At 63.1% G+C, this 17,326-nt stretch carries 17 protein-coding genes; 14 read left to right on the top strand and 3 right to left on the bottom strand.

What is annotated here, in order from left to right:
* Positions 1–33: 33 nt before the first annotated feature.
* A complete protein-coding gene (locus ACL9RI_RS13115) occupies positions 34–2,376 on the top strand; it encodes a fimbria/pilus outer membrane usher protein (RefSeq protein ID WP_422727016.1) in 2,343 nt (780 codons plus the stop codon).
* Positions 2,376–3,374: a Csu type fimbrial protein gene (locus ACL9RI_RS13110; protein WP_422727015.1), complete on the top strand. Its 999-nt coding sequence runs from the start codon at positions 2,376–2,378 to the stop codon at positions 3,372–3,374. The genes ACL9RI_RS13115 and ACL9RI_RS13110 overlap by 1 nt, the downstream gene beginning before the upstream one ends.
* On the opposite strand, the gene ACL9RI_RS13105 is transcribed toward ACL9RI_RS13110, so the two are convergent.
* Positions 3,371–3,607: a hypothetical protein gene (locus ACL9RI_RS13105; protein ID WP_422727014.1), complete on the bottom strand. Its 237-nt coding sequence runs from the start codon at positions 3,605–3,607 to the stop codon at positions 3,371–3,373. The genes ACL9RI_RS13110 and ACL9RI_RS13105 overlap by 4 nt on opposite strands.
* 267 nt (positions 3,608–3,874) lie before the next feature.
* On the opposite strand from ACL9RI_RS13105, the gene ACL9RI_RS13100 reads away from it, so the two are divergent.
* The gene (locus tag ACL9RI_RS13100) at positions 3,875–4,432 is read left to right on the top strand and encodes a winged helix-turn-helix transcriptional regulator (RefSeq protein ID WP_183680605.1); all 558 of its coding nucleotides are present in this window, start codon (positions 3,875–3,877) and stop codon (positions 4,430–4,432) included.
* 70 nt (positions 4,433–4,502) lie between these two features.
* Here the strand turns inward: ACL9RI_RS13100 and ACL9RI_RS13095 are convergent, their stop codons facing one another.
* Complete coding sequence (locus ACL9RI_RS13095; protein ID WP_422727013.1) at positions 4,503–5,150, bottom strand: FMN-binding negative transcriptional regulator; 648 nt, start codon at positions 5,148–5,150, stop codon at positions 4,503–4,505.
* A complete protein-coding gene (locus ACL9RI_RS13090) occupies positions 5,151–5,612 on the bottom strand; it encodes an OsmC family protein (protein ID WP_422727012.1) in 462 nt (153 codons plus the stop codon).
* Between the two features lie 108 nt (positions 5,613–5,720).
* Here ACL9RI_RS13090 and ACL9RI_RS13085 point away from each other — a divergent pair, with 108 nt between their 5' ends.
* From ACL9RI_RS13085 to ACL9RI_RS13035, 11 genes are all read left to right on the top strand, one after another.
* Positions 5,721–7,211, top strand: coding sequence for a PLP-dependent aminotransferase family protein (locus tag ACL9RI_RS13085; protein WP_422727011.1), 1,491 nt, complete (start codon positions 5,721–5,723; stop codon positions 7,209–7,211).
* Between the two features lie 35 nt (positions 7,212–7,246).
* Positions 7,247–7,810, top strand: coding sequence for a DNA-3-methyladenine glycosylase I (locus ACL9RI_RS13080; RefSeq protein WP_422727010.1), 564 nt, complete (start codon positions 7,247–7,249; stop codon positions 7,808–7,810).
* On the top strand, positions 7,810–9,450 hold the full coding sequence (gene mnmC, locus ACL9RI_RS13075; RefSeq protein ID WP_422727009.1) for an FAD-dependent 5-carboxymethylaminomethyl-2-thiouridine(34) oxidoreductase MnmC: 1,641 nt from the start codon (positions 7,810–7,812) through the stop codon (positions 9,448–9,450). The genes ACL9RI_RS13080 and mnmC overlap by 1 nt, the downstream gene beginning before the upstream one ends.
* Positions 9,451–9,560: 110 nt before the next feature.
* The gene (locus ACL9RI_RS13070; protein ID WP_422727008.1) at positions 9,561–10,070 is read left to right on the top strand and encodes a rhodanese-like domain-containing protein; all 510 of its coding nucleotides are present in this window, start codon (positions 9,561–9,563) and stop codon (positions 10,068–10,070) included.
* A gap of 39 nt (positions 10,071–10,109) precedes the next feature.
* Complete coding sequence (gene epsC / locus ACL9RI_RS13065) at positions 10,110–11,105, top strand: serine O-acetyltransferase EpsC (protein ID WP_422727007.1); 996 nt, start codon at positions 10,110–10,112, stop codon at positions 11,103–11,105.
* Between the two features lie 7 nt (positions 11,106–11,112).
* Entirely contained in the window at positions 11,113–11,337 is a 225-nt protein-coding gene (locus ACL9RI_RS13060) for a helix-turn-helix domain-containing protein (RefSeq protein WP_422727006.1), read from the top strand.
* Positions 11,338–11,587: 250 nt separating this feature from the next.
* Positions 11,588–12,517, top strand: coding sequence for a family 2A encapsulin nanocompartment shell protein (locus ACL9RI_RS13055; protein WP_183680586.1), 930 nt, complete (start codon positions 11,588–11,590; stop codon positions 12,515–12,517).
* Positions 12,492–14,300 (top strand): family 2A encapsulin nanocompartment cargo protein cysteine desulfurase, encoded by a 1,809-nt coding sequence (locus ACL9RI_RS13050; protein WP_422727005.1) that lies wholly within the window; start codon positions 12,492–12,494, stop codon positions 14,298–14,300. Before ACL9RI_RS13055 ends, ACL9RI_RS13050 begins: the two co-directional genes overlap by 26 nt.
* A gap of 183 nt (positions 14,301–14,483) precedes the next feature.
* Positions 14,484–15,212 carry a sensor histidine kinase gene (locus tag ACL9RI_RS13045; RefSeq protein WP_422727004.1) on the top strand — a complete coding sequence of 243 codons (729 nt, stop codon included), beginning with the start codon at positions 14,484–14,486 and terminating at the stop codon, positions 15,210–15,212.
* A 13-nt stretch (positions 15,213–15,225) separates the two neighbouring features.
* Entirely contained in the window at positions 15,226–16,956 is a 1,731-nt protein-coding gene (locus ACL9RI_RS13040) for a response regulator (protein WP_422727003.1), read from the top strand.
* Positions 16,957–17,020: 64 nt separating this feature from the next.
* Positions 17,021–17,236 (top strand): hypothetical protein, encoded by a 216-nt coding sequence (locus ACL9RI_RS13035; protein WP_422727002.1) that lies wholly within the window; start codon positions 17,021–17,023, stop codon positions 17,234–17,236.
* Positions 17,237–17,326: the final 90 nt, after the last annotated feature.

Raw genomic sequence — 17,326 nt, 5'->3', positions numbered from 1 at the left:
ACATGGCGGGCCTGTTGGACTGCACTGCTGCTCATGGGAGCACCGGTGGCCAGGGCCGATGACGCGGCGGTATCGGGCGCCGTAGCGGGAGCCGTATCGGGAGCCGTATCGGGGGCCGATCCCGGCCCGGCCAGCCTGCCGAGCGATCCGGCGGTAGCGAATGAACTGTATCTGGAGGTCAATGTGAATGCTGAGTCAACCGGGCTGATCTTGCGCTTTACCCAAGTGGGTAAGCGCTTGCGCGGCAATGTCGACGATTTGCGTCAACTGGGGCTGGATGCTGCGCGCTTGAGCGCATCGGGCCAGGCCGAGGTGGAACTCGACGCGATTCCCGGTCTCAGCTATGAATATGATGCCGCTCGCCAGAGCCTGTCCCTGACCGTCAGCGATGCGGTGCGCGCCCCTAACCTGGTCAATGCACGCAATACGGGGCGCATCCCGCCATCGGTGGTCACGCCCGGCGCCGTGCTCAATTACGAACTGTATTCCGAACTGGGCCAGAGCCGCCGCACGGCCATTTTCAACGACTTGCGCTATTTCAATGACAGCGGCGTATTCAGCAATACCGGGACGATCAATCTGGGCAGCAGCGCGTCAAAGTACATGCGCTTCGACACGTTCTGGAACCATGCCAATCCCGACACCCTGGAAATGTGGCAACTGGGCGACCTGATTTCATCGTCGCTGACATGGAGCCGCTCCGTGCGCATCGGTGGCTTTCAATGGCGCAAGAATTTTCAGCTGCGCCCGGATTTACTGACCTTTCCTGTCGCCTCGGTCGATGGCACGGCGCTCGTGCCTTCGTCCCTGAGCCTGTATGTCAATGGCGTGCAGCAATATTCGGCGAATGTGCCCAGCGGCCCCTTCGTGCTCAATCAGGTGACCGGCATCAATGGCGCCGGCCAGGCCACCATCATCACGCACGATGCGCTGGGGCGCAGTGTGTCGACCACCTTGCCCCTGTATGTGGACACGCGCATGCTGGCCAAGGGCTTGAGCGATTATTCGGTCGAGACCGGCGTCTTGCGGCGCGACTATGGACAGCGCATGTTCGGCTACGAAAGCAAGCCGGTGGCCAGCGCCACCGGGCGCTATGGCGTCAGCGACGACCTGACCGTCGAAGGCCATGGGGAATTGTCGGCCGGCCTGTACCACGCGGGCGCGGGCGCCTTGCTGCGCATGGGCCAGAAGGGGGTCATCAATGGTTCCCTGTCGGCCAGCACGGGCAGCAGCAGCGGTCTGCAGCTCAGCGCCGGCTACCAGTACCTGAGCCCGCGCTTCAGCATCGATGCGCAAACCATGCGCGCCAGCTCCGGCTTCGGCGACCTGGCGTCGCGCGACGGCAGTCCCATCGTACGTACGGCCGACCGCGTTTCGCTGAACGTGCCGGTGCTGACGGGACAAAGTGTCAGCCTCAGCTATATCGGCTATACGACCGAAGGCCAGCCTGCGTCGAAGATCGCCACGCTCGGTTATTCTGCCACCCTGTTTCACGGCTTGTTCCTCAATGCCAGCCTGTTCCAGGACTTGCGCGAACGCGAGAAGCGGGGTTTTTACTTTGGCCTGAGCATGGCGTTTGACAACAATACCTCGATCAACGCGAATACCAGCCGGCAGAACGGCGTGAACAGCCGCAGCATTAGCGCGCAGCGTGCGGCAGACTTTGGCGGCGGTGTGGGCTGGGCCGTGCAGTCGGGCGCCACGGGCGGTATTAATTACCGGCAGGCACAGGTCGATTACCTGGGCAATGATGGCCGCCTGACGGCGCGCGTGCAAGGCGGCGATGCGGGCAACGTGAGTTCGCTGGGCGCCTCTGGCGCACTGGTGCTGATGGATGGCCATGTTTCGGTGACGCGCCAGGTGGGTAGTGGCTTTGCGCTGGTGTCCACCGGCGGCGTGGCGGACGTGCCTGTGCTCAGTGAAAACCGGCAGATCGGCGTGACGGGCGGCAGCGGTTATCTGCTGGTGCCGAACCTGAACGCCTATGGCAATAACCAGATCAGCATCAACACGGATAAGCTCGCTGTCGATGCACGCGTGCCGGTCACCAACATCAATGTGGTGCCCAGGTCGCTGTCTGGCGTGCTGGCGTCGTTTCCCGTCGAGCGCTACAGCGCCGCCACCATCATCGTGCAAGACAGCGCCGGCCATTTCCTGGCCACCGGATTGCCTGTGCTGCATCAGCAGAGCGGCAAGAAAACCCTGATGGGTTTTGACGGCGTGACTTTTGTCGATGACTTGCAGGCCGAGAACGATTTGCGCATCGGCGACGGCGACAGCCTGTGCACGGTGCACTTTGCCTACCAGCGTCCGGCGACGGGCTTGCCGGTGATCGGTCCCTTGCGCTGCGTGCCGGTGCCTGCGGGAGGCCAGTGATGCGCCGCCTGCTGATGGTGTTGCTGACGGTACTGGGCTGCAGCTGGAGCGCGACGGCGTCCGCATGGAACTGTTCGGTCAGCATCAATAATATCGATTTCGGTAATATCAGTCCGATTTCCACCAGCGACTATGTGACGACGGGGACGGGTACCCTGACCTGCCAGTTTTTTCTGCTGGATCTGGGACCATTGCTGATTCCAACGGTGACGACGACCGTTTCCCTGGGCCTGGGCACGAATTCGACCTCGGCCCTGCCGCGCAACCTGGGCAATGGCAGCAACCGGATCGAATACAACCTGTATGTGGACAGCAGTTATGCAACGCCCAAGATCTGGGGGGGCGCCAGCGTGCCCGGTGCGCCGTCGACGATCAACCCGACCTTTGCCAGCTTGCTGGGTATCGGTACCTTCAGCACGCCGTTCACCGTGTACGCGAAGATCCCGGCCGGAACCACCCTGCCATCCGTGCCCGTGGTGGGGAACAATAATGACACCGTCTATACCTCCACCCTGGTCGCCACCTATTCCGCCGCCGCCTGCGGGCTGCTCAGTATCATCGGTTGTCCCGTGAGCACCGGCAGCGCCAGTTTTAACGTCACTGCGACGCTGATCAACAATTGCACCATCACCGCCACGCCGATGGCGTTCGTGAGTACCTCCGTGCTGACTGCCAACCTGCGCAGCACGAGTACCTTGTCGGTGCGCTGCGCCAATGCCAGTTCCTATCAGATTGCCTTGAACGGTGGCACCGTGACGGGTAGCGTCGCCAACCGGCAAATGAGAAAGACGGCCACGGGGGAAACCATCGGCTATCGACTGGCATCGACGCTCGATGGCGCTACTTTATGGGGCGATGGTTCGGCCGGTACCGGCATGGTTACGGGCACGGGGACGGGCGCCATTGTGCCGCTGACCATCTATGGCCTGGTGCCGGCGCAGACCTCGCCCAGCCCCGGCGACTACAAGGATACGGTGACGGCGACGATTTATTTTTAAAACGTAATGACAGTCAGGCCGCTGCCCGAGGGCGTGGCTTGCTGATGGTGGATCAGGTAAGGCGTGTTGTGGCGGCATAACACCTGGGGACTATTGCGCTGCGAGACGATGGTGCAGGATTCCTGGATCACCAGGCTGGCCTGGAACGACGCTGTGGCGGTACCGGCATTGGTGGTCTGGCAGACGGAGAGAGCGAGCAGGGCAGGTAAAACAGCAAACTTTAAAGCATTCATCGTGTACGCATCGCGTGAAAAACGGGCGTGGGCAGCGTGAAACAGCTTCGCTGGCACCGTCTTTCGCACCGGGGTTGGGGTCTGTAAAAGTGAAGTATCTGCAACAGCCATGATTGTACCGGAGCCAGAAAAGTGTGATTTTGTGTGTATTTTCAAGCAGTCGTCATGGCGCAGCGATGACTCTTTATTTGATAGTAACTGAAGTTTGGATGTTGCTGGTAAAAAACTTTTTGATTGTTGTGTTGAAATTTACGCGAGGAGATGATCATGAAACATACCAACTTTAACAACTTGCCATGCCCGATCGCACGCAGCTTGGGCAAGGTGGGCGAGTGGTGGAGCATCCTCATTCTGCGCGAAGCATTTTATGGCAAGACGCGCTTCGACGAGTTCGAAAAAAGCCTCAAAATTGCGCCCACCATCCTGACGCGGCGCCTGGCTGACCTGGTGGAGGGCGGCTTGATGACGCGCCGCCTGTATTGCGCCAAGCCGCCACGCTACGATTACGTCCTGACCAAGTCGGGGCGCGCGTTCAAGCCGGTGCTGCTGGCCTTTATTGCCTGGGGCAATGAAAACTTCGCCCCCGAAGGCCCCAGCCTGGTGATCGCCAGCCGCGATACGGGCCTGGCCGCCGATCCGGTGCTGGTCGACGCCACCACGGGCTTGCCCATCAATGACGAGTATTACGCATTTGCGCCGGGGCCGGCCGCCAGCGACAGCATGCGCAACATCATCCTGGAAGCGGAAAAGGGCAGCGGTTTCGTGCCCAAACCGAAAGCGCCTGCCGCCAACCGCGGCTGGGTGGCGGAAGGGCATCTGGCCTGAACGAGCATGCCGCCTCGCGGCGACGTGGTGTCTCCTGTAACCTCCTTGGGGCCGCGCAAGCGGCCTTTTTTTAGATGTCCACCTTGCTTGCCATCAGCGCGCCCAATGCCTGCGCGGCGCCCGGCATATGGCTGGCGGCTAGCCCATCTGCCATGCGCGACTGGTCTTCTGCCGTCCGGTTTTGTCCCAGCTTCCACTTTCCCGTCAGGCGCGTGAGGGGAATTTCGATGCCGACGATGGCCTTGAGCAGGGTGTCGAGATAGCCGGCCGGCGCGTCGCTCACTGCCCACGGCGTGGCCTGTTGCGCTTCATGCCGGGCCGTCAGGCGTGTCACCAGGGCCAGCAGCCAGTCGCGTTCATCGATGACATGCAGCGGACCGTGCGCATGCACCACCGCATAATTGTAGGTGGGGACGACCTTGCCGCTGTCCTGTTTTTCCGCATACCAGGCCGGTGTGATGTAGCTGTGCGGACCCTGGAAAATCACCAGGCTATCCTGCCGCGCGCCCGCTGTCTTCCACAAGGGATTGGCGCGCGCCACGTGGGCGCGCAAGGTGCCGCATGGCGCCTCGGGCGTGGGCGCGGCGATCTCGAATGGCAGGTGGTCGGCCGTCAAGCCATTCTCATCCTGATGCACCAGCGCGCCCAGCGGATGCGTGGTGATCAGCCCATGCAGTACGTCGAGGCGCTCTTCGCGGAAGCTGGCGGGCGTGTACATTCAGCGGGCCTCCTCGACGACGATCTCGGCCTTCAGGGAGTTGGCGATGTAGCAGCGCGTGTGCGCGTCGTGGTGCAGTGCCGCCAGCGCATCTGCCGTGGGCGGCGTGCCGGCAAAGGCGATGCGGGGGCGCAGCACGATGCGCGTAAAACCGGTGCGGCCGTCCGCCTGCCTGCCCATTTCTCCGATCGCATCGTCGCGGTAATCGTCGATGGTGTAGCCGCGCTGGGCCGCCAGCGACAAAAAGAACAGCATATGGCAGCTCGAGGCGGCCGCCACCAGCGCTTCTTCCGGGTCGACATTCGCCGCCACCGACATCGGCAGCGGCACCGACAGGGGCGACGACGAGGCCGGCACGCGCAGGCCGCCATCGAACTGCCATTCATGGCCACGGCTATAGCGCTGATTGGCGAACTCCTGGCCGGCACGCTGCCAGGTGACGGTGGCGAAAAATTCTTGCATGGACACTCCGTGCGATAACGAGGGGGAGGTCCTATCTTAGTCCTTGTTTTGGCTATTTAAAATAACCAATAAATGCTATCTTGAAGCTACCAATTTGAGATTCTGCCGATGCAAGCCTCCCATTTACACCCGATGATCGCCGCGCTGCCCCTGGACCGCGCGCTGCGCGAGCCATTGTTCCGCCAGCTGTATGCCAGCCTCAAGGCAGCCATCCTCGATGGCCGCATCGCTCCCGGCATGCAATTGCCGCCCACGCGCGACTTTTGCCGGTTGCTGCCCATACCTGTATCGCGCCAGACCGTGCTCAATGCCTACGCGCTGCTGACAGCCGAAGGGTATCTCGATGGCGCGGTAGGCAGGGGCACCTTTGTCAGCGGCGAGGTACGGCCGTCCGCGTCCTCTGCAGGACCCGCGCCCGGCCTGCTGCGGCCCCTGTCCGAACGGGGGCAGGGCGTGGTGGCGGCCATGGACCAGGTGGCGTTTCACCGGGGACCATTGCGGGCTTTCCGCGTCGGCATGCCGCGCATCGACCATTTTCCCTTCGCTGTGTGGAACCGGCTGGAAGCGCGCCGCTGGCGCCGTCCCGATCACCATTTCGGCTATGGCGATCCGGCCGGCTATCTGCCGCTACGCGAGCTGCTGTGCGTGTACCTGCAAGCGTCGCGCGGCGTCCAGTGCACGCCGCAGCAGATCGTCATCACTTCGGGCTCGCAGCAGGCGCTGTTTTTGCTGTCGACGATCTTGCTGGCGCCCGGCGACAGCGCCTGGATGGAGTCGCCCGGTTATCGTGGCGCCAGCGGTCCGCTGCGCGCGTCCGGCGCGCAGGTGTTTCCCGTGCCCGTCGATGCGCAGGGGCTGGACGTGGCCTACGGCGCGGCGCACTGCCCGCAAGCGAAGCTGGTGTATGTGACGCCATCGCACCAGCTGCCGCTGGGAGTGAGCATGAGTCTGCCGCGCCGCCTGGCCTTGCTGGCCTGGGCCGTGCAGCAAAAGGCGTGGGTGGTGGAAGACGATTACGACAGCGAATACCGCTACACGGGCGCGCCGCTGGCGTCCTTGCAAAGCCTGGACCGGGCCGGCTGCGTGGTGTACGTGGGCACCTTGTCGAAAGTGCTGTTTCCCGGCCTGCGCCTCGGCTACATGGTGGCCCCGCCCGCGCTGGCCGAGGCGCTGGTGCAAGCCAAGGCCGTGGCCGACCGCCACACGGCCATCGTGCCGCAGATGGCGCTGGCGGACTTTATCGCCGAAGGCCATTTTGGCCGCCATATCCGGCGCACGCGCGACAGCAATGCCGAGCGGCGCGACCTGCTGTTGCGCGGCATCGCGCGCGAGCTGGACGACCAGATCGCGTGTGGCCCGGCCGACAGCGGCCTGGAATTGTGCGCCTACTTTCGCCATCCGCATCACACCGAAGAGGACGTGGCGCGCGCAGGCCTGGAACGCGGCGTCGAACTGCGTCCGCTGGGCCATTACGCCGATCCCGCCGCCGGTCCCGCCTGCGCCACGCCGGCCGGGCTGCTGCTGGGATTTGCGGCCATTCCGCCGGCCGAGATCGGGCATGGCTTGCGCGAGCTGGGACGCATCCTGCGCGGCCGATAATCTATACTGGCGTCCTGTCCACCTACGGAAAAAACATGACCATCATCCGCTGCTCCTGGGCCAATACGGCCAATCCCCGCTATGTGGAATACCACGATACGGAATGGGGCGTGCCCTGCCACGATGAGCGGCGCTTGTTCGAGATGCTGAACCTGGAAGGCGCGCAGGCGGGCCTGAGCTGGGAAACCATCCTCAATAAACGCGAAACCTACCGCGCCGCCTTTGATGGCTGGGACGCGGAAAAGATCGCCGCCTATGGCCCGGACAAGGTGGCGCAATTGCTGGCCGACCCCGGCATCGTGCGCAACCGCCTGAAAGTGGCGGCCGCCATCACCAATGCGCAAGCGTATCTGCGCCTGCGCGCGGAAGGCTTGACGCTCGATAGTTTCTTGTGGAGCTATGTCGATGGCCAGCCCATCGTCAATCGCTGGCAGCCCGGTGAATTTCCCGCCAGGACGGCCTTGTCGGACCGGCTCTCGAAAGACTTGGCCAAGCGCGGCTTCAAGTTCGTCGGCTCGACCATCATCTACGCCTACATGCAGGGCATCGGCATGATCAATGACCACGCGCCCACCTGCTTCTGCCGCACCGCTGCCTGATGTCGTCCAATACCATCGTCGCGCTCGACACGGATTTCGACGCCGCGCGGTTTGACGCTGCCTGCCTGCGCCATGGCGCACAGCGTTTGCATTTTATTGCGCTGGCGCCCCGACCCATCGATGCGCACCAGTTGCCGCAGCAGTGGCGCATGCAATGGCCGCCGTTTGTACCGGGCCTGCACCGCATGCTGTCGTCCGATGGCCTGGTCACGCTCGACCTGCTGATCGGCGGCGTGGATGCGGGCCTGGCGCAGCTGTCTGCGCGCATCGATGAAGCCTGGCTGGCGAGCGTGCCATCTTCCATGACGGTGCTGGCGCGGCTGATGAACGATGGCGCCCGCCTGCAGGCCGCGCAGTTCGATGATGGGCAGCGCGCCGCCTTGCAGAAAGCAGGCTTTGTGTTTGACGCTAGCGGCGTGCGCGCCGTGTTCCAGCGGCGCGGGGCAGGGCGGGCAGTGGCTGTCGCACCGGAGCGGCGCGCCATCGTGATCGGCGCCGGCCTGGCCGGAACTGCCGCCTGCGAACGGCTGGCGGCGCGCGGCTGGCAAGTGACCTTGATTGAACGCCATGGTCAGCCGGCCAGCGAAGCGTCGGGCAACCTGGCCGGCATCTTCATGCCGCAGTTGTCGAAAGACGACAACATCGCCACGCGCCTGGTGCGCGCCGCCTACCTGTATGCGCTGCGCCACTGGCAAACCCTGGGAGGAGTCGGCACGGGATTCGAAGGCGCGCAGTGCGGCGTGCTGCAGCTGGCGCGCGACGCCGAGCACGCCCAGGTGCAGCGGCAGATCGCTGCCACCGCCTTGCCGCCGCCCGAATTTGCCCGCTGGCTGGAAGCAGGGGAGGCATCCAGCATGCTGGGCGCCCCGGCGCCGCACGGCGCCTGGTGGTTTGCCCAGGGTGGCTGGGCGCGCCCGTCCAGTGTCTGCGCAGCCATGCTGGACGCCTGCGGCAGCCTGCTCACGCGGCGCTTTTCCAGCAGCGCCGTCAGCCTGCAGCGCGAGCACGATGCATGGTTGGTGCGCGATGGCGACGGTACGCTGATTGCCCGGGCGCCGACCGTGATTATCGCGGCGGGCAATGGCGCCGTACAGCTGGCGCAGGCGGCCAGCCTGCCGCTCGATGCCGTGCGTGGACAAGTCACGCACCTGGTCCAGGGCAGCTTGCCCGGGCTGCCATTCGTGCTGTGCCGCGAAGCCTATATGACGCCGGCGTACCAGGGCACCGTCTGCGTGGGCGCCACCTACGATGCCGACGGTGACGCTGCCTTGCGCGCCACCAGCCAGCAAGACAATATCGGCAAGGTTGCCGATATCCTGAACGTGCCAGCGTTCGATGCCCCGCTGGCCGGGCGCACCGGTTTTCGCTGCGTGGCGCCGGACCGCTTGCCGCTGGCAGGCGCTTTGCCCGATCCTGCCGTGCCGGGCCGCTGCGAACGCTTGCGCGACGTGCCCCGCTGGCCCGGCCTGTTTGGCTTGCTGGGTTACGCCTCGCGCGGACTGATCTGGGCGCCGCTGGCGGCCGAATTGCTGGCCTGCCAGCTGGAAGGTGAACCGTTGCCGCTTGAGGTCCAATTAGTCGATGCTGTGGATCCAGGCAGATTCTTGTTACGTGACAGGCGTCGCAAGGGCGCAGCGTAGCCATATACATTTTTCATCTTTCCATTCTCTTTTTTATTTGTTTTCTGAACAAGGCAAGTTCGCTACAGTGGACTCGTGCTGGTTTTTTGATGACGTAAAGAGGTGGAATCATGGCCGTAACAGTGGCAGCAACAGAATTGAATTTCGATCCCCGCGCCAGCCATGGCGACGGGGCGTTTGAAGCAGTGCTCCATGCCGCGCGCGCGCAGGCGCAAGCGCAAAACCTGCCGTATGCCGGCATCGTCAGCGCGCAGGATGCGTGGCAGCTGGTGCAGGCCCACAAGGCGCTGCTGGTCGATGTGCGCACGAATGAAGAGCGCGTCTTTGTCGGCCATGTGCCCGAGTCCCTGCACGTGGCCTGGGCCACCGGCACGTCAATGAACCGCAATCCCCGTTTTACGCGTGAACTGGAAGCCAAGGTGCGCGACAAGGCCGCCGTGGTGCTGCTGCTGTGCCGCAGCGGCAAGCGTTCGGCGCTGGCTGCCGAAGCGGCGGCCAAGGCCGGTTTTACGAACGTCTTCAATATCGCGCAAGGCTTCGAGGGCGACCTCGACGACCAGCAGCAGCGTGGCCACAGCGGCGGCTGGCGCTGGCATGCTTTACCTTGGTTACAGGATTAATCGCTCCTTCCGTTCTTTCCCCCTTCATTCAGGACTATCATGAACCAGCGTGCCTTGCCTACGGGCCCTGCTGCTACTCTCCCTGCCCAACCACAGTGGGAATTGCGCCAGATTGTCGATGAATTGCGCTCGGTGCGCGAGCGCTGGCGGGAAGGCTTGACCAGCAGCCAGGAATGCGGCGCGCGCGAATTCCCTTCGCGCCAGCACTTGCGCGATATCGTCGCCGCCCTGTGCGCGGCGCTGTTTCCGATGCGCCTGGGGCCGCTCGACCTGCAGCAGGAAAGCGAAGATTTTTTTGTCGGCCATACGCTCGATACGACCCTGACCAACCTGCATGAACAGGTGCGGCGTGAACTCAGTTACCACGCGCGCCAGCATGGCTTGCAGCAGACGGTGCCCATCGAACAGCAGGCGCTGGCCATCGTGCAGCGTTTCGCCCGTGCCCTGCCGCGCATCCGCGCCCAGCTCGACACCGACGTGCAGGCTGCCTTCCATGGCGATCCGGCTGCGCACAGCGTCGACGAGGTGCTGCTGTGCTATCCGGGCATCCTGGCCATCATCCATTACCGCCTGGCGCACAGCCTGCACGTGCTGGGGGCGCCGCTGGTGGCGCGCATCATTGCCGAAGTGGCGCATTCGCAGACCGGCATCGACATCCATCCGGGCGCCGTCATCGGTTCGTCCTTTTTCATCGATCACGGCACCGGCGTGGTGATCGGCGAGACGGCCATCATCGGCGAGCGCGTACGCATCTACCAGGCCGTGACACTGGGCGCCAAGCGCTTCCCTGCGGGCAGCGACGGCGTGCTGAAAAAAGGCCTGGCGCGCCACCCCATCGTGCAGGACGACGTGGTGATTTACGCGGGCGCCACCATCCTGGGCCGGGTCACCATCGGCCAGGGTTCCGTCATCGGCGGCAATGTCTGGCTGACGCGTAACGTGGCGCCGCACAGCCATGTGACGCAGGCGCAGAACCACCAGGAAGTACCGCGCGAAACCGATGCCGTGCTTGCTTCCTATTCCCACCAACCTTGAGGACACGATGCTGATCAAACAGTTTGGACTGGCAGTGCGCCAGTTACGCGAAGGACATGGCTGGTCGCAGGAGCGGCTGGCCGAAGCAGCCGATTTGAACCGCTCCTTTATCGGCGAAATCGAACGGGGCGCGGCCACGCCATCGCTGCTGACGGTGGAAAAACTGGCTGGCGCGCTGGGCATCGGCCTGGCCAGCCTGATGGCGCGCTGCGAACCGGAGCTGGTTGATTAATGCGAGACGTAACGACACCTAACAAAACCGTAGCGAGCGGAAGCGAGTTGTGGTCGAGAAGCGGAGCTGTGCGTCGCACGGGGCCGCCGAGGCAGTGAGCATCGGAGACTGCAAATCGTGGCGCGCAGTAGGTTTTGTTTGGTGTAAGGCCAGACTTGGTGGCGATAGCATGTTGAGAGAAATGGGGAGGCCGTCGATACTTTATTTGTTTTTCAGATAAGCATATTCTTTTTCCTCATTAGGAGTATTCATGGCAGAAGCACCAGAGAGTCAATTTGCGCTTGGCGATAACGCAGCGCGCCAGTTGGCCAATGCAAGCAAGAGCGTTCCCCAGTTATCCACCATCACGCCGCGCTGGCTGGTGCATCTGCTGCAGTGGCTGCCAGTGGAAGCGGGTATCTACCGCCTGAACCGTGTCAAGAATCCGAAAGACGTGCGCGTCGCCTGTTCGCAGCGCGACGAGTCGGAACTGCCGCAAACCTTCGTCGACTACGAAGAACAGCCGCGCGAATACTTCCTCAACGCCGTCAGCACCGTGCTCGACGTGCACACCCGTGTATCGGACCTGTACAGCAGCCCGCACGACCAGATCAAGGAACAGCTGCGCCTGACGATCGAGACGATCAAGGAGCGCCAGGAAAGCGAACTGATTAACAATCCCGACTACGGCCTGCTGGCCAGCGTGCATGACGACCAGCGCATCTTCACCCTGACGGGCGCGCCGACGCCGGACGACCTCGACGAACTGCTGACCAAGGTATGGAAGGAGCCGGGCTTCTTCCTGGCCCACCCGCTGGCGATTGCCGCCTTTGGCCGTGAATGCACGCGCCGCGGGGTGCCGCCGCCAACCGTCAGCCTGTTCGGTTCGCAGTTCCTGACCTGGCGCGGCGTGCCGCTGGTGCCGTCCGATAAGCTGCCGATCGAAGACGGCAAGACCAAGATCATCCTGCTGCGCGTGGGCGAACAGCGCCAGGGCGTGATCGGCCTGTTCCAGCCTGGCCTGGCGGGCGAGCAAAGCCCTGGCCTGTCCGTGCGTTTCATGGGCATCAACCGCCACGCGATTTCGTCCTACCTGATTTCGCTGTATTGCTCGCTGGCCGTGCTGACCGACGATGCGGTGGCCGTACTGGAAGACGTGGAGATCGGTAAATACCATGACTACCCAGACACCTACAAGTAATGGTGTGGCGGCAGGCTTGCTGCCCGACGAAGCGACCCTGAACCGCCTGGCAGGCGAGTTTTTCGCGCGCCTGCCAGGCTTGCCCACTGCCGTGGACAAGTCGCCCAGCCTGGGCGGTTCGGGCAGCGTGCTCGATGCTGCCCCCCGCTATGCCAACCGCCCGCCACCGCAGCCTGGCCCGTCGTTTGCGGCCATCGCGCCCGGCGTGGCGACGGCGCAAGTGCCGCCCGTGACGCCGCCGCTGGAAGTGCCGGTAGCGCCTGCGCCGGCCTCCGTGCCGACGCCGCGCGCCTCTGCCATCAGTGTGCCCTCGCCGTATTATTTTGTCGGCGGCGCGCATGGTTATCCTGCCTCGAACGGCAATCTCGATGGCCTGGCAAGACAGGGGCAGGGCAACGCTGGCGCCGAGGATTTGAGCGGCCTGTTTGCCACGCCTGAACGCGCACCTGCGCGCCAGTTGCCGGTCACGCCGGCCGGTGGCCAGCCCGAGTTTTATTTCCAGACCGTGCTGCCGGCAAGGCAGGAAGCCAAACCACATCAGTCACATCACCAGACGCCGGCGTCTTTCGACGTGCACGCCGTGCGGCGCGATTTCCCGGTGCTGTCGGAACGGGTCAAGGGCAAGCAGCTGGCCTGGTTCGACAATGCCGCCACCACGCACAAGCCGCAATCGGTGATCGACCGCATCGCGTATTTTTATGCGCACGAAAATTCGAACATCCACCGCGCCGCGCATGAACTGGCGGCCCGCGCCAGCGATGCGTATGAGGCGGCGCGCGCCAAGGTGGCCAATTTCCTGGGGGCTGGCTCGCCCAATGAAATCATCTTCGTGCGGGGAGCCACCGAAGGCATCAACCTGATCGCCAATACCTTCGGGCGCAAGTATATCGGCGCTGGCGACGAGATCATCGTCTCGCAGCTGGAACACCACGCCAACATCGTGCCGTGGCAGCAGCTGGCGGCGGAAAAGGGCGCCACCCTGCGCGTCATTCCCGTCGACGACAGCGGCCAGATCATCCTCGATGAATTCCGCAAGCTGCTCAATAGCCGCACCAAGCTGGTGTCGGTGACGCAGGTATCGAATGCGCTGGGCACCGTCACGCCGATCGCGCAGATCATCGCGCTGGCGCATGCGGCCGGCGTGCGCGTGGTGGTCGATGGCGCGCAGGCAGTGTCGCATCTGCGGGTCAATGTGCAGGCGCTCGATGCGGACTTTTATGTGTTCTCGGGCCATAAGGTATTCGGTCCGACGGGCATCGGCGCCGTGTATGGCAAGGCCGACTTGCTGGAGCAATTGCCGCCATGGCAGGGCGGCGGCAATATGATCGCCGACGTGACGTTCGAACGCACCGTCTACCAGGGCGTGCCGAACCGTTTCGAAGCGGGTACGGGTAATATCGCCGACGCCGTGGGCCTGGGCGCGGCCATCGATTATGTGCAGCGCATCGGCCTGGAAAACATCGCCGCCTACGAGCACGCCTTGCTCGAATATGCCACCCATCATTTGAAGTCGATACCGGGCGTGCGCCTGATCGGCACGGCGCTGGACAAGGCCAGCGTGGCCTCGTTTGTACTGGCAGGTTACGAGCCGTCGGAAGTGGGCCACGCGCTCAATGAAGAAGGTATCGCCGTGCGCTCGGGCCACCACTGCGCCCAGCCGATTTTGCGCCGCTTTGGCGTGGAAGCGACCGTGCGCCCCTCGTTCGCCTTCTATAACACCTATGAGGAAATCGACCGCCTGATCACGGTCGTGCGGCGCCTGGCTGGCGCACGGCGCGGATAGTAGCAGCATGCATTAGCTTGATGCCGCCCCGTGTTGTACGCGGGGCGGCATTTTTTATGGTGTTTGTGCCATCTCGCCGACTTCTGCGCTATGCTGGCTGATGCGCTCTCACGGGCGGTATAATTTGCTTGAGGCAATATTTGAGCCGCGGCGCGGTGCCGCTGGCGCCCAAGGAGATATCCGGTGGAAGATCAACACAGCTCGCCCGAGCTTTTCCTGTTCCTGGCGTCGACCGTGCACGACATGAAAAATTCGATCAGCGTCCTGAGTGGCACGCTGGAATCCCTGCTGGCGGCCGAACAGGCCAGGGCGGATGCTGATGCGGCGCAGAATGCGCCAGCCTACCTGCAGATGGCGCAAATGCTGTACCAGACCAAGCGCCTCAACGATAACCTGATCCAGCTGCTGGCCCTGTACAAGGAAGTGGGCAAGCCCGGCTACCCGTTCGACGTGCAGCCGCAACTGGTGGGGCAGGTGGTGGAACAGGTGGTGGACCAGGAAAAAATCCTGCTGGCCTCCAAGGGCATACGCCTGGAAACCGATTTTCCGGCTGACCTGATCTGGACCCTCGATGAAGACCTGGTGATCGGCGTGCTGGCGCATGCCATCAATAACGCCATCCGCTATACCAAAGACACGATACGCCTGTCCGCGCGCGAAGTGGACGCGGTGCTCGAATTGCGCGTGGAAGACAATGGCGAAGGCTATTCGCAGGCCCTGATCGAGGCGGGCAGCGCCGCCATGAACGGCATGCAGGCGGGCGTGGATTTTTCCACCAACAGCACAGGCCTGGGACTGTATTTTTCCAGTGAAGTGGCGAAGATGCACAAATACCGCGGCCAGAGCGGCAGCATTGCGCTGGCCAATGGCGGCGCCCTGGGCGGCGGTTGCTTCATCCTGCGTTTGCCCTGAGCGAGCTATCACCATGACGACGGAAAACAAGGGCAGCGCCATCGAGGCAGGTTCCACGGACTGGGCCGACAAACATTATCTGCTGGTCGACGACTTTATCGGCATCCGCATCCTGCTGCGCGAATCCTTGCGCAACCTGGGCGCGCGCCATATCGACCAGGCGGCCAGCGGCGGCGAAGCCATGAAGCTGCTGGCCAAGACGCGTTACGACGTGGTGCTGTGCGATTACAACCTGGGCGAGGGCAAGAACGGCCAGCAAGTGCTGGAAGAGACAAGGGTGCGCAACCTGACGGCGCCGTCCAGCGTGTGGCTGATGGTGTCGGCCGAAAAAAGCGTGGAATCGGTGATGGGCGCGGCCGAACACCAGCCCGACGCTTACCTGATCAAGCCGATCACGGAAGGCGTGCTGCTGACGCGGTTGAACCGCGTGTGGCACAAGAAGCAGGTATTCCGCGAAATCGACCAGGCTTGCCTGGAAAAGGATTATCTGCGGGCGGCCAAGCTGTGCGATGCGCAGATCGAATTGAACAAGCTGCACGAGCTGGAATTGCTGCGCATGAAAGCCAGTTTGCTGCTGAAAAGCGGCGAGCCGGAGAAGGCCCGCGCCGTGTATGAAAAGGTGCTGGCCGAGCGCGATTACAGCTGGGCCAAGGCAGGCCTGGGCAAGATCCGCATGAATAACGGCGAACACGAGGCGGCGCGGCAGATCTTCCAGGGCGTGATCGTTGAAAACAAGTATTACATCGATGCCTACGACCAGATGGCGGTGGCTTACCAGTTGATGGGGCAGCACGAGGAAGCCTGTGGCGTGCTGGAAAAAGCGGCCCGGCTGTCGCCCAATTCCGTGCCGCGTCAGCGCAGCCTGGGCCAGGCTGCGCTGAAGATCGGCAATGTGGCGATGGCGGAAAAGGCTTTTCGCAAATGCGTGGCCATCGGCGAGTTTTCCGTCATGAAGACGCCCGACGCCTACCTGGGCCTGGCGCGCGTATGCGGCTTGAAAAACGTCGCCAAGGAGGCGCTGCAATGGCTGTTGCTGGCGCAGCGTGAATTCCCGCCCGAGCAGATCGGTTTGCGCTCCAAGATCACGGAAGGCATGGTGTATCACGAAACCGGTGACTACCGGCGTGCGCGCGCCTGCGGCGACGAACTCGAAGCGATGCTGGCCGAGGACCCCGTGCGGCCCGATAAAAGCATTTGCATGGAGCTGGCGACCCTGCTGTTCGCCGTCGGCGTCAAGGATGCGCCGGCCGGCCTGCTGTCGTATGTGGTCAAGAATAACCACGACAACCAGGTGGTGCAGGACGAGGTGCAAAAGATCTTCGACAAGGCGAAGATGGGCGATGAAGGCACCAGCCTGATCAACGCTGCGCGCAAGGAAGCGTCGGACCTGATGAACAAGGGCGTGCTGCTGTGGAAGACCGATAAGCTCAACGAGGCAGTCGAATGGATGCGCGCGGCGCGCGAAAAACTGCCGAACAATTTGCGCATCCTGTTCAATTCGGCGCAAATCATCGTGTCCTTCTTGCAGCAGCGCGGCTACCAGCAGGCGCTGGCGGAGGAAGCGATGGAAGTGTTGTTGTATGTAGACAAAATTGCACCAGGTCAGCAACGTTTCGCGCAATTGATGGAGCAACTGTTGCAACTGACCCCGCCGCCCGCGCCCGAAGGGGAGGCCGTGGTGCTGGAAAAAGCCGCGCCTGTGGTGGAAAAACCAGTGAAAGCCGTGCGTGGCCGTGTCGGATGATAAACTAGAGGCCGGCGTGGGCTTGCCCGCGCTGGAGTTGCTTTATAACAATAAGGATGAAAATATGCGTGATGTGGTCAATGAAGTCTACAAAAAAATGAAAGTCGGCAGCATCGCCTGGGTACGCCCGGTAGCCGCCAAGGGCGACACGCTGGAAACATTCCAGTCCTCGTACGAGCATGCCAAGGCGCTGGCCGACGAAGGCCTGATCACCATCGGTGACGTCAAACGCCAGGCCGATAACTTGATCGAGGCGATCCGCATTCACCGTCTCGCCTGATCATGTTGCTGCTTCCGGGCAGCTTGGAACGCCGATCAAAACCTACTGCGCGTCGCGATTTGCGGCCTCCGATGCTCACTGACTCGGCGC

The organism is Janthinobacterium sp. Mn2066, assembly GCF_049319705.1.
In the GTDB taxonomy this organism is placed as follows: Bacteria; Pseudomonadota; Gammaproteobacteria; order Burkholderiales; family Burkholderiaceae_D; genus Janthinobacterium.
The sequence above is the reverse complement of the archived record's forward strand: the minus strand, read 5'-3'. Positions and strand labels throughout refer to the sequence as shown.

Excerpts from the sequence above, each read along its gene's own strand:
- ACL9RI_RS13035 (WP_422727002.1), top strand. The coding sequence starts at position 17,021 with ATGCGTGATGTGGTCAATGAAGTCTACAAAAAAATGAAAGTCGGCAGC.
- mnmC (WP_422727009.1), top strand. The coding sequence starts at position 7,810 with ATGTCGTCCAATACCATCGTCGCGCTCGACACGGATTTCGACGCCGCG.
- ACL9RI_RS13060 (WP_422727006.1), top strand. The coding sequence starts at position 11,113 with ATGCTGATCAAACAGTTTGGACTGGCAGTGCGCCAGTTACGCGAAGGA.
- ACL9RI_RS13115 (WP_422727016.1), top strand. The coding sequence starts at position 34 with ATGGGAGCACCGGTGGCCAGGGCCGATGACGCGGCGGTATCGGGCGCC.
- ACL9RI_RS13110 (WP_422727015.1), top strand. The coding sequence starts at position 2,376 with ATGCGCCGCCTGCTGATGGTGTTGCTGACGGTACTGGGCTGCAGCTGG.
- ACL9RI_RS13055 (WP_183680586.1), top strand. The coding sequence starts at position 11,588 with ATGGCAGAAGCACCAGAGAGTCAATTTGCGCTTGGCGATAACGCAGCG.
- ACL9RI_RS13085 (WP_422727011.1), top strand. The coding sequence starts at position 5,721 with ATGCAAGCCTCCCATTTACACCCGATGATCGCCGCGCTGCCCCTGGAC.
- ACL9RI_RS13070 (WP_422727008.1), top strand. The coding sequence starts at position 9,561 with ATGGCCGTAACAGTGGCAGCAACAGAATTGAATTTCGATCCCCGCGCC.
- ACL9RI_RS13080 (WP_422727010.1), top strand. The coding sequence starts at position 7,247 with ATGACCATCATCCGCTGCTCCTGGGCCAATACGGCCAATCCCCGCTAT.
- ACL9RI_RS13105 (WP_422727014.1), bottom strand. The coding sequence starts at position 3,607 with ATGAATGCTTTAAAGTTTGCTGTTTTACCTGCCCTGCTCGCTCTCTCC.
- ACL9RI_RS13100 (WP_183680605.1), top strand. The coding sequence starts at position 3,875 with ATGAAACATACCAACTTTAACAACTTGCCATGCCCGATCGCACGCAGC.
- epsC (WP_422727007.1), top strand. The coding sequence starts at position 10,110 with ATGAACCAGCGTGCCTTGCCTACGGGCCCTGCTGCTACTCTCCCTGCC.
- ACL9RI_RS13040 (WP_422727003.1), top strand. The coding sequence starts at position 15,226 with ATGACGACGGAAAACAAGGGCAGCGCCATCGAGGCAGGTTCCACGGAC.
- ACL9RI_RS13095 (WP_422727013.1), bottom strand. The coding sequence starts at position 5,150 with ATGTACACGCCCGCCAGCTTCCGCGAAGAGCGCCTCGACGTACTGCAT.
- ACL9RI_RS13090 (WP_422727012.1), bottom strand. The coding sequence starts at position 5,612 with ATGCAAGAATTTTTCGCCACCGTCACCTGGCAGCGTGCCGGCCAGGAG.
- ACL9RI_RS13050 (WP_422727005.1), top strand. The coding sequence starts at position 12,492 with ATGACTACCCAGACACCTACAAGTAATGGTGTGGCGGCAGGCTTGCTG.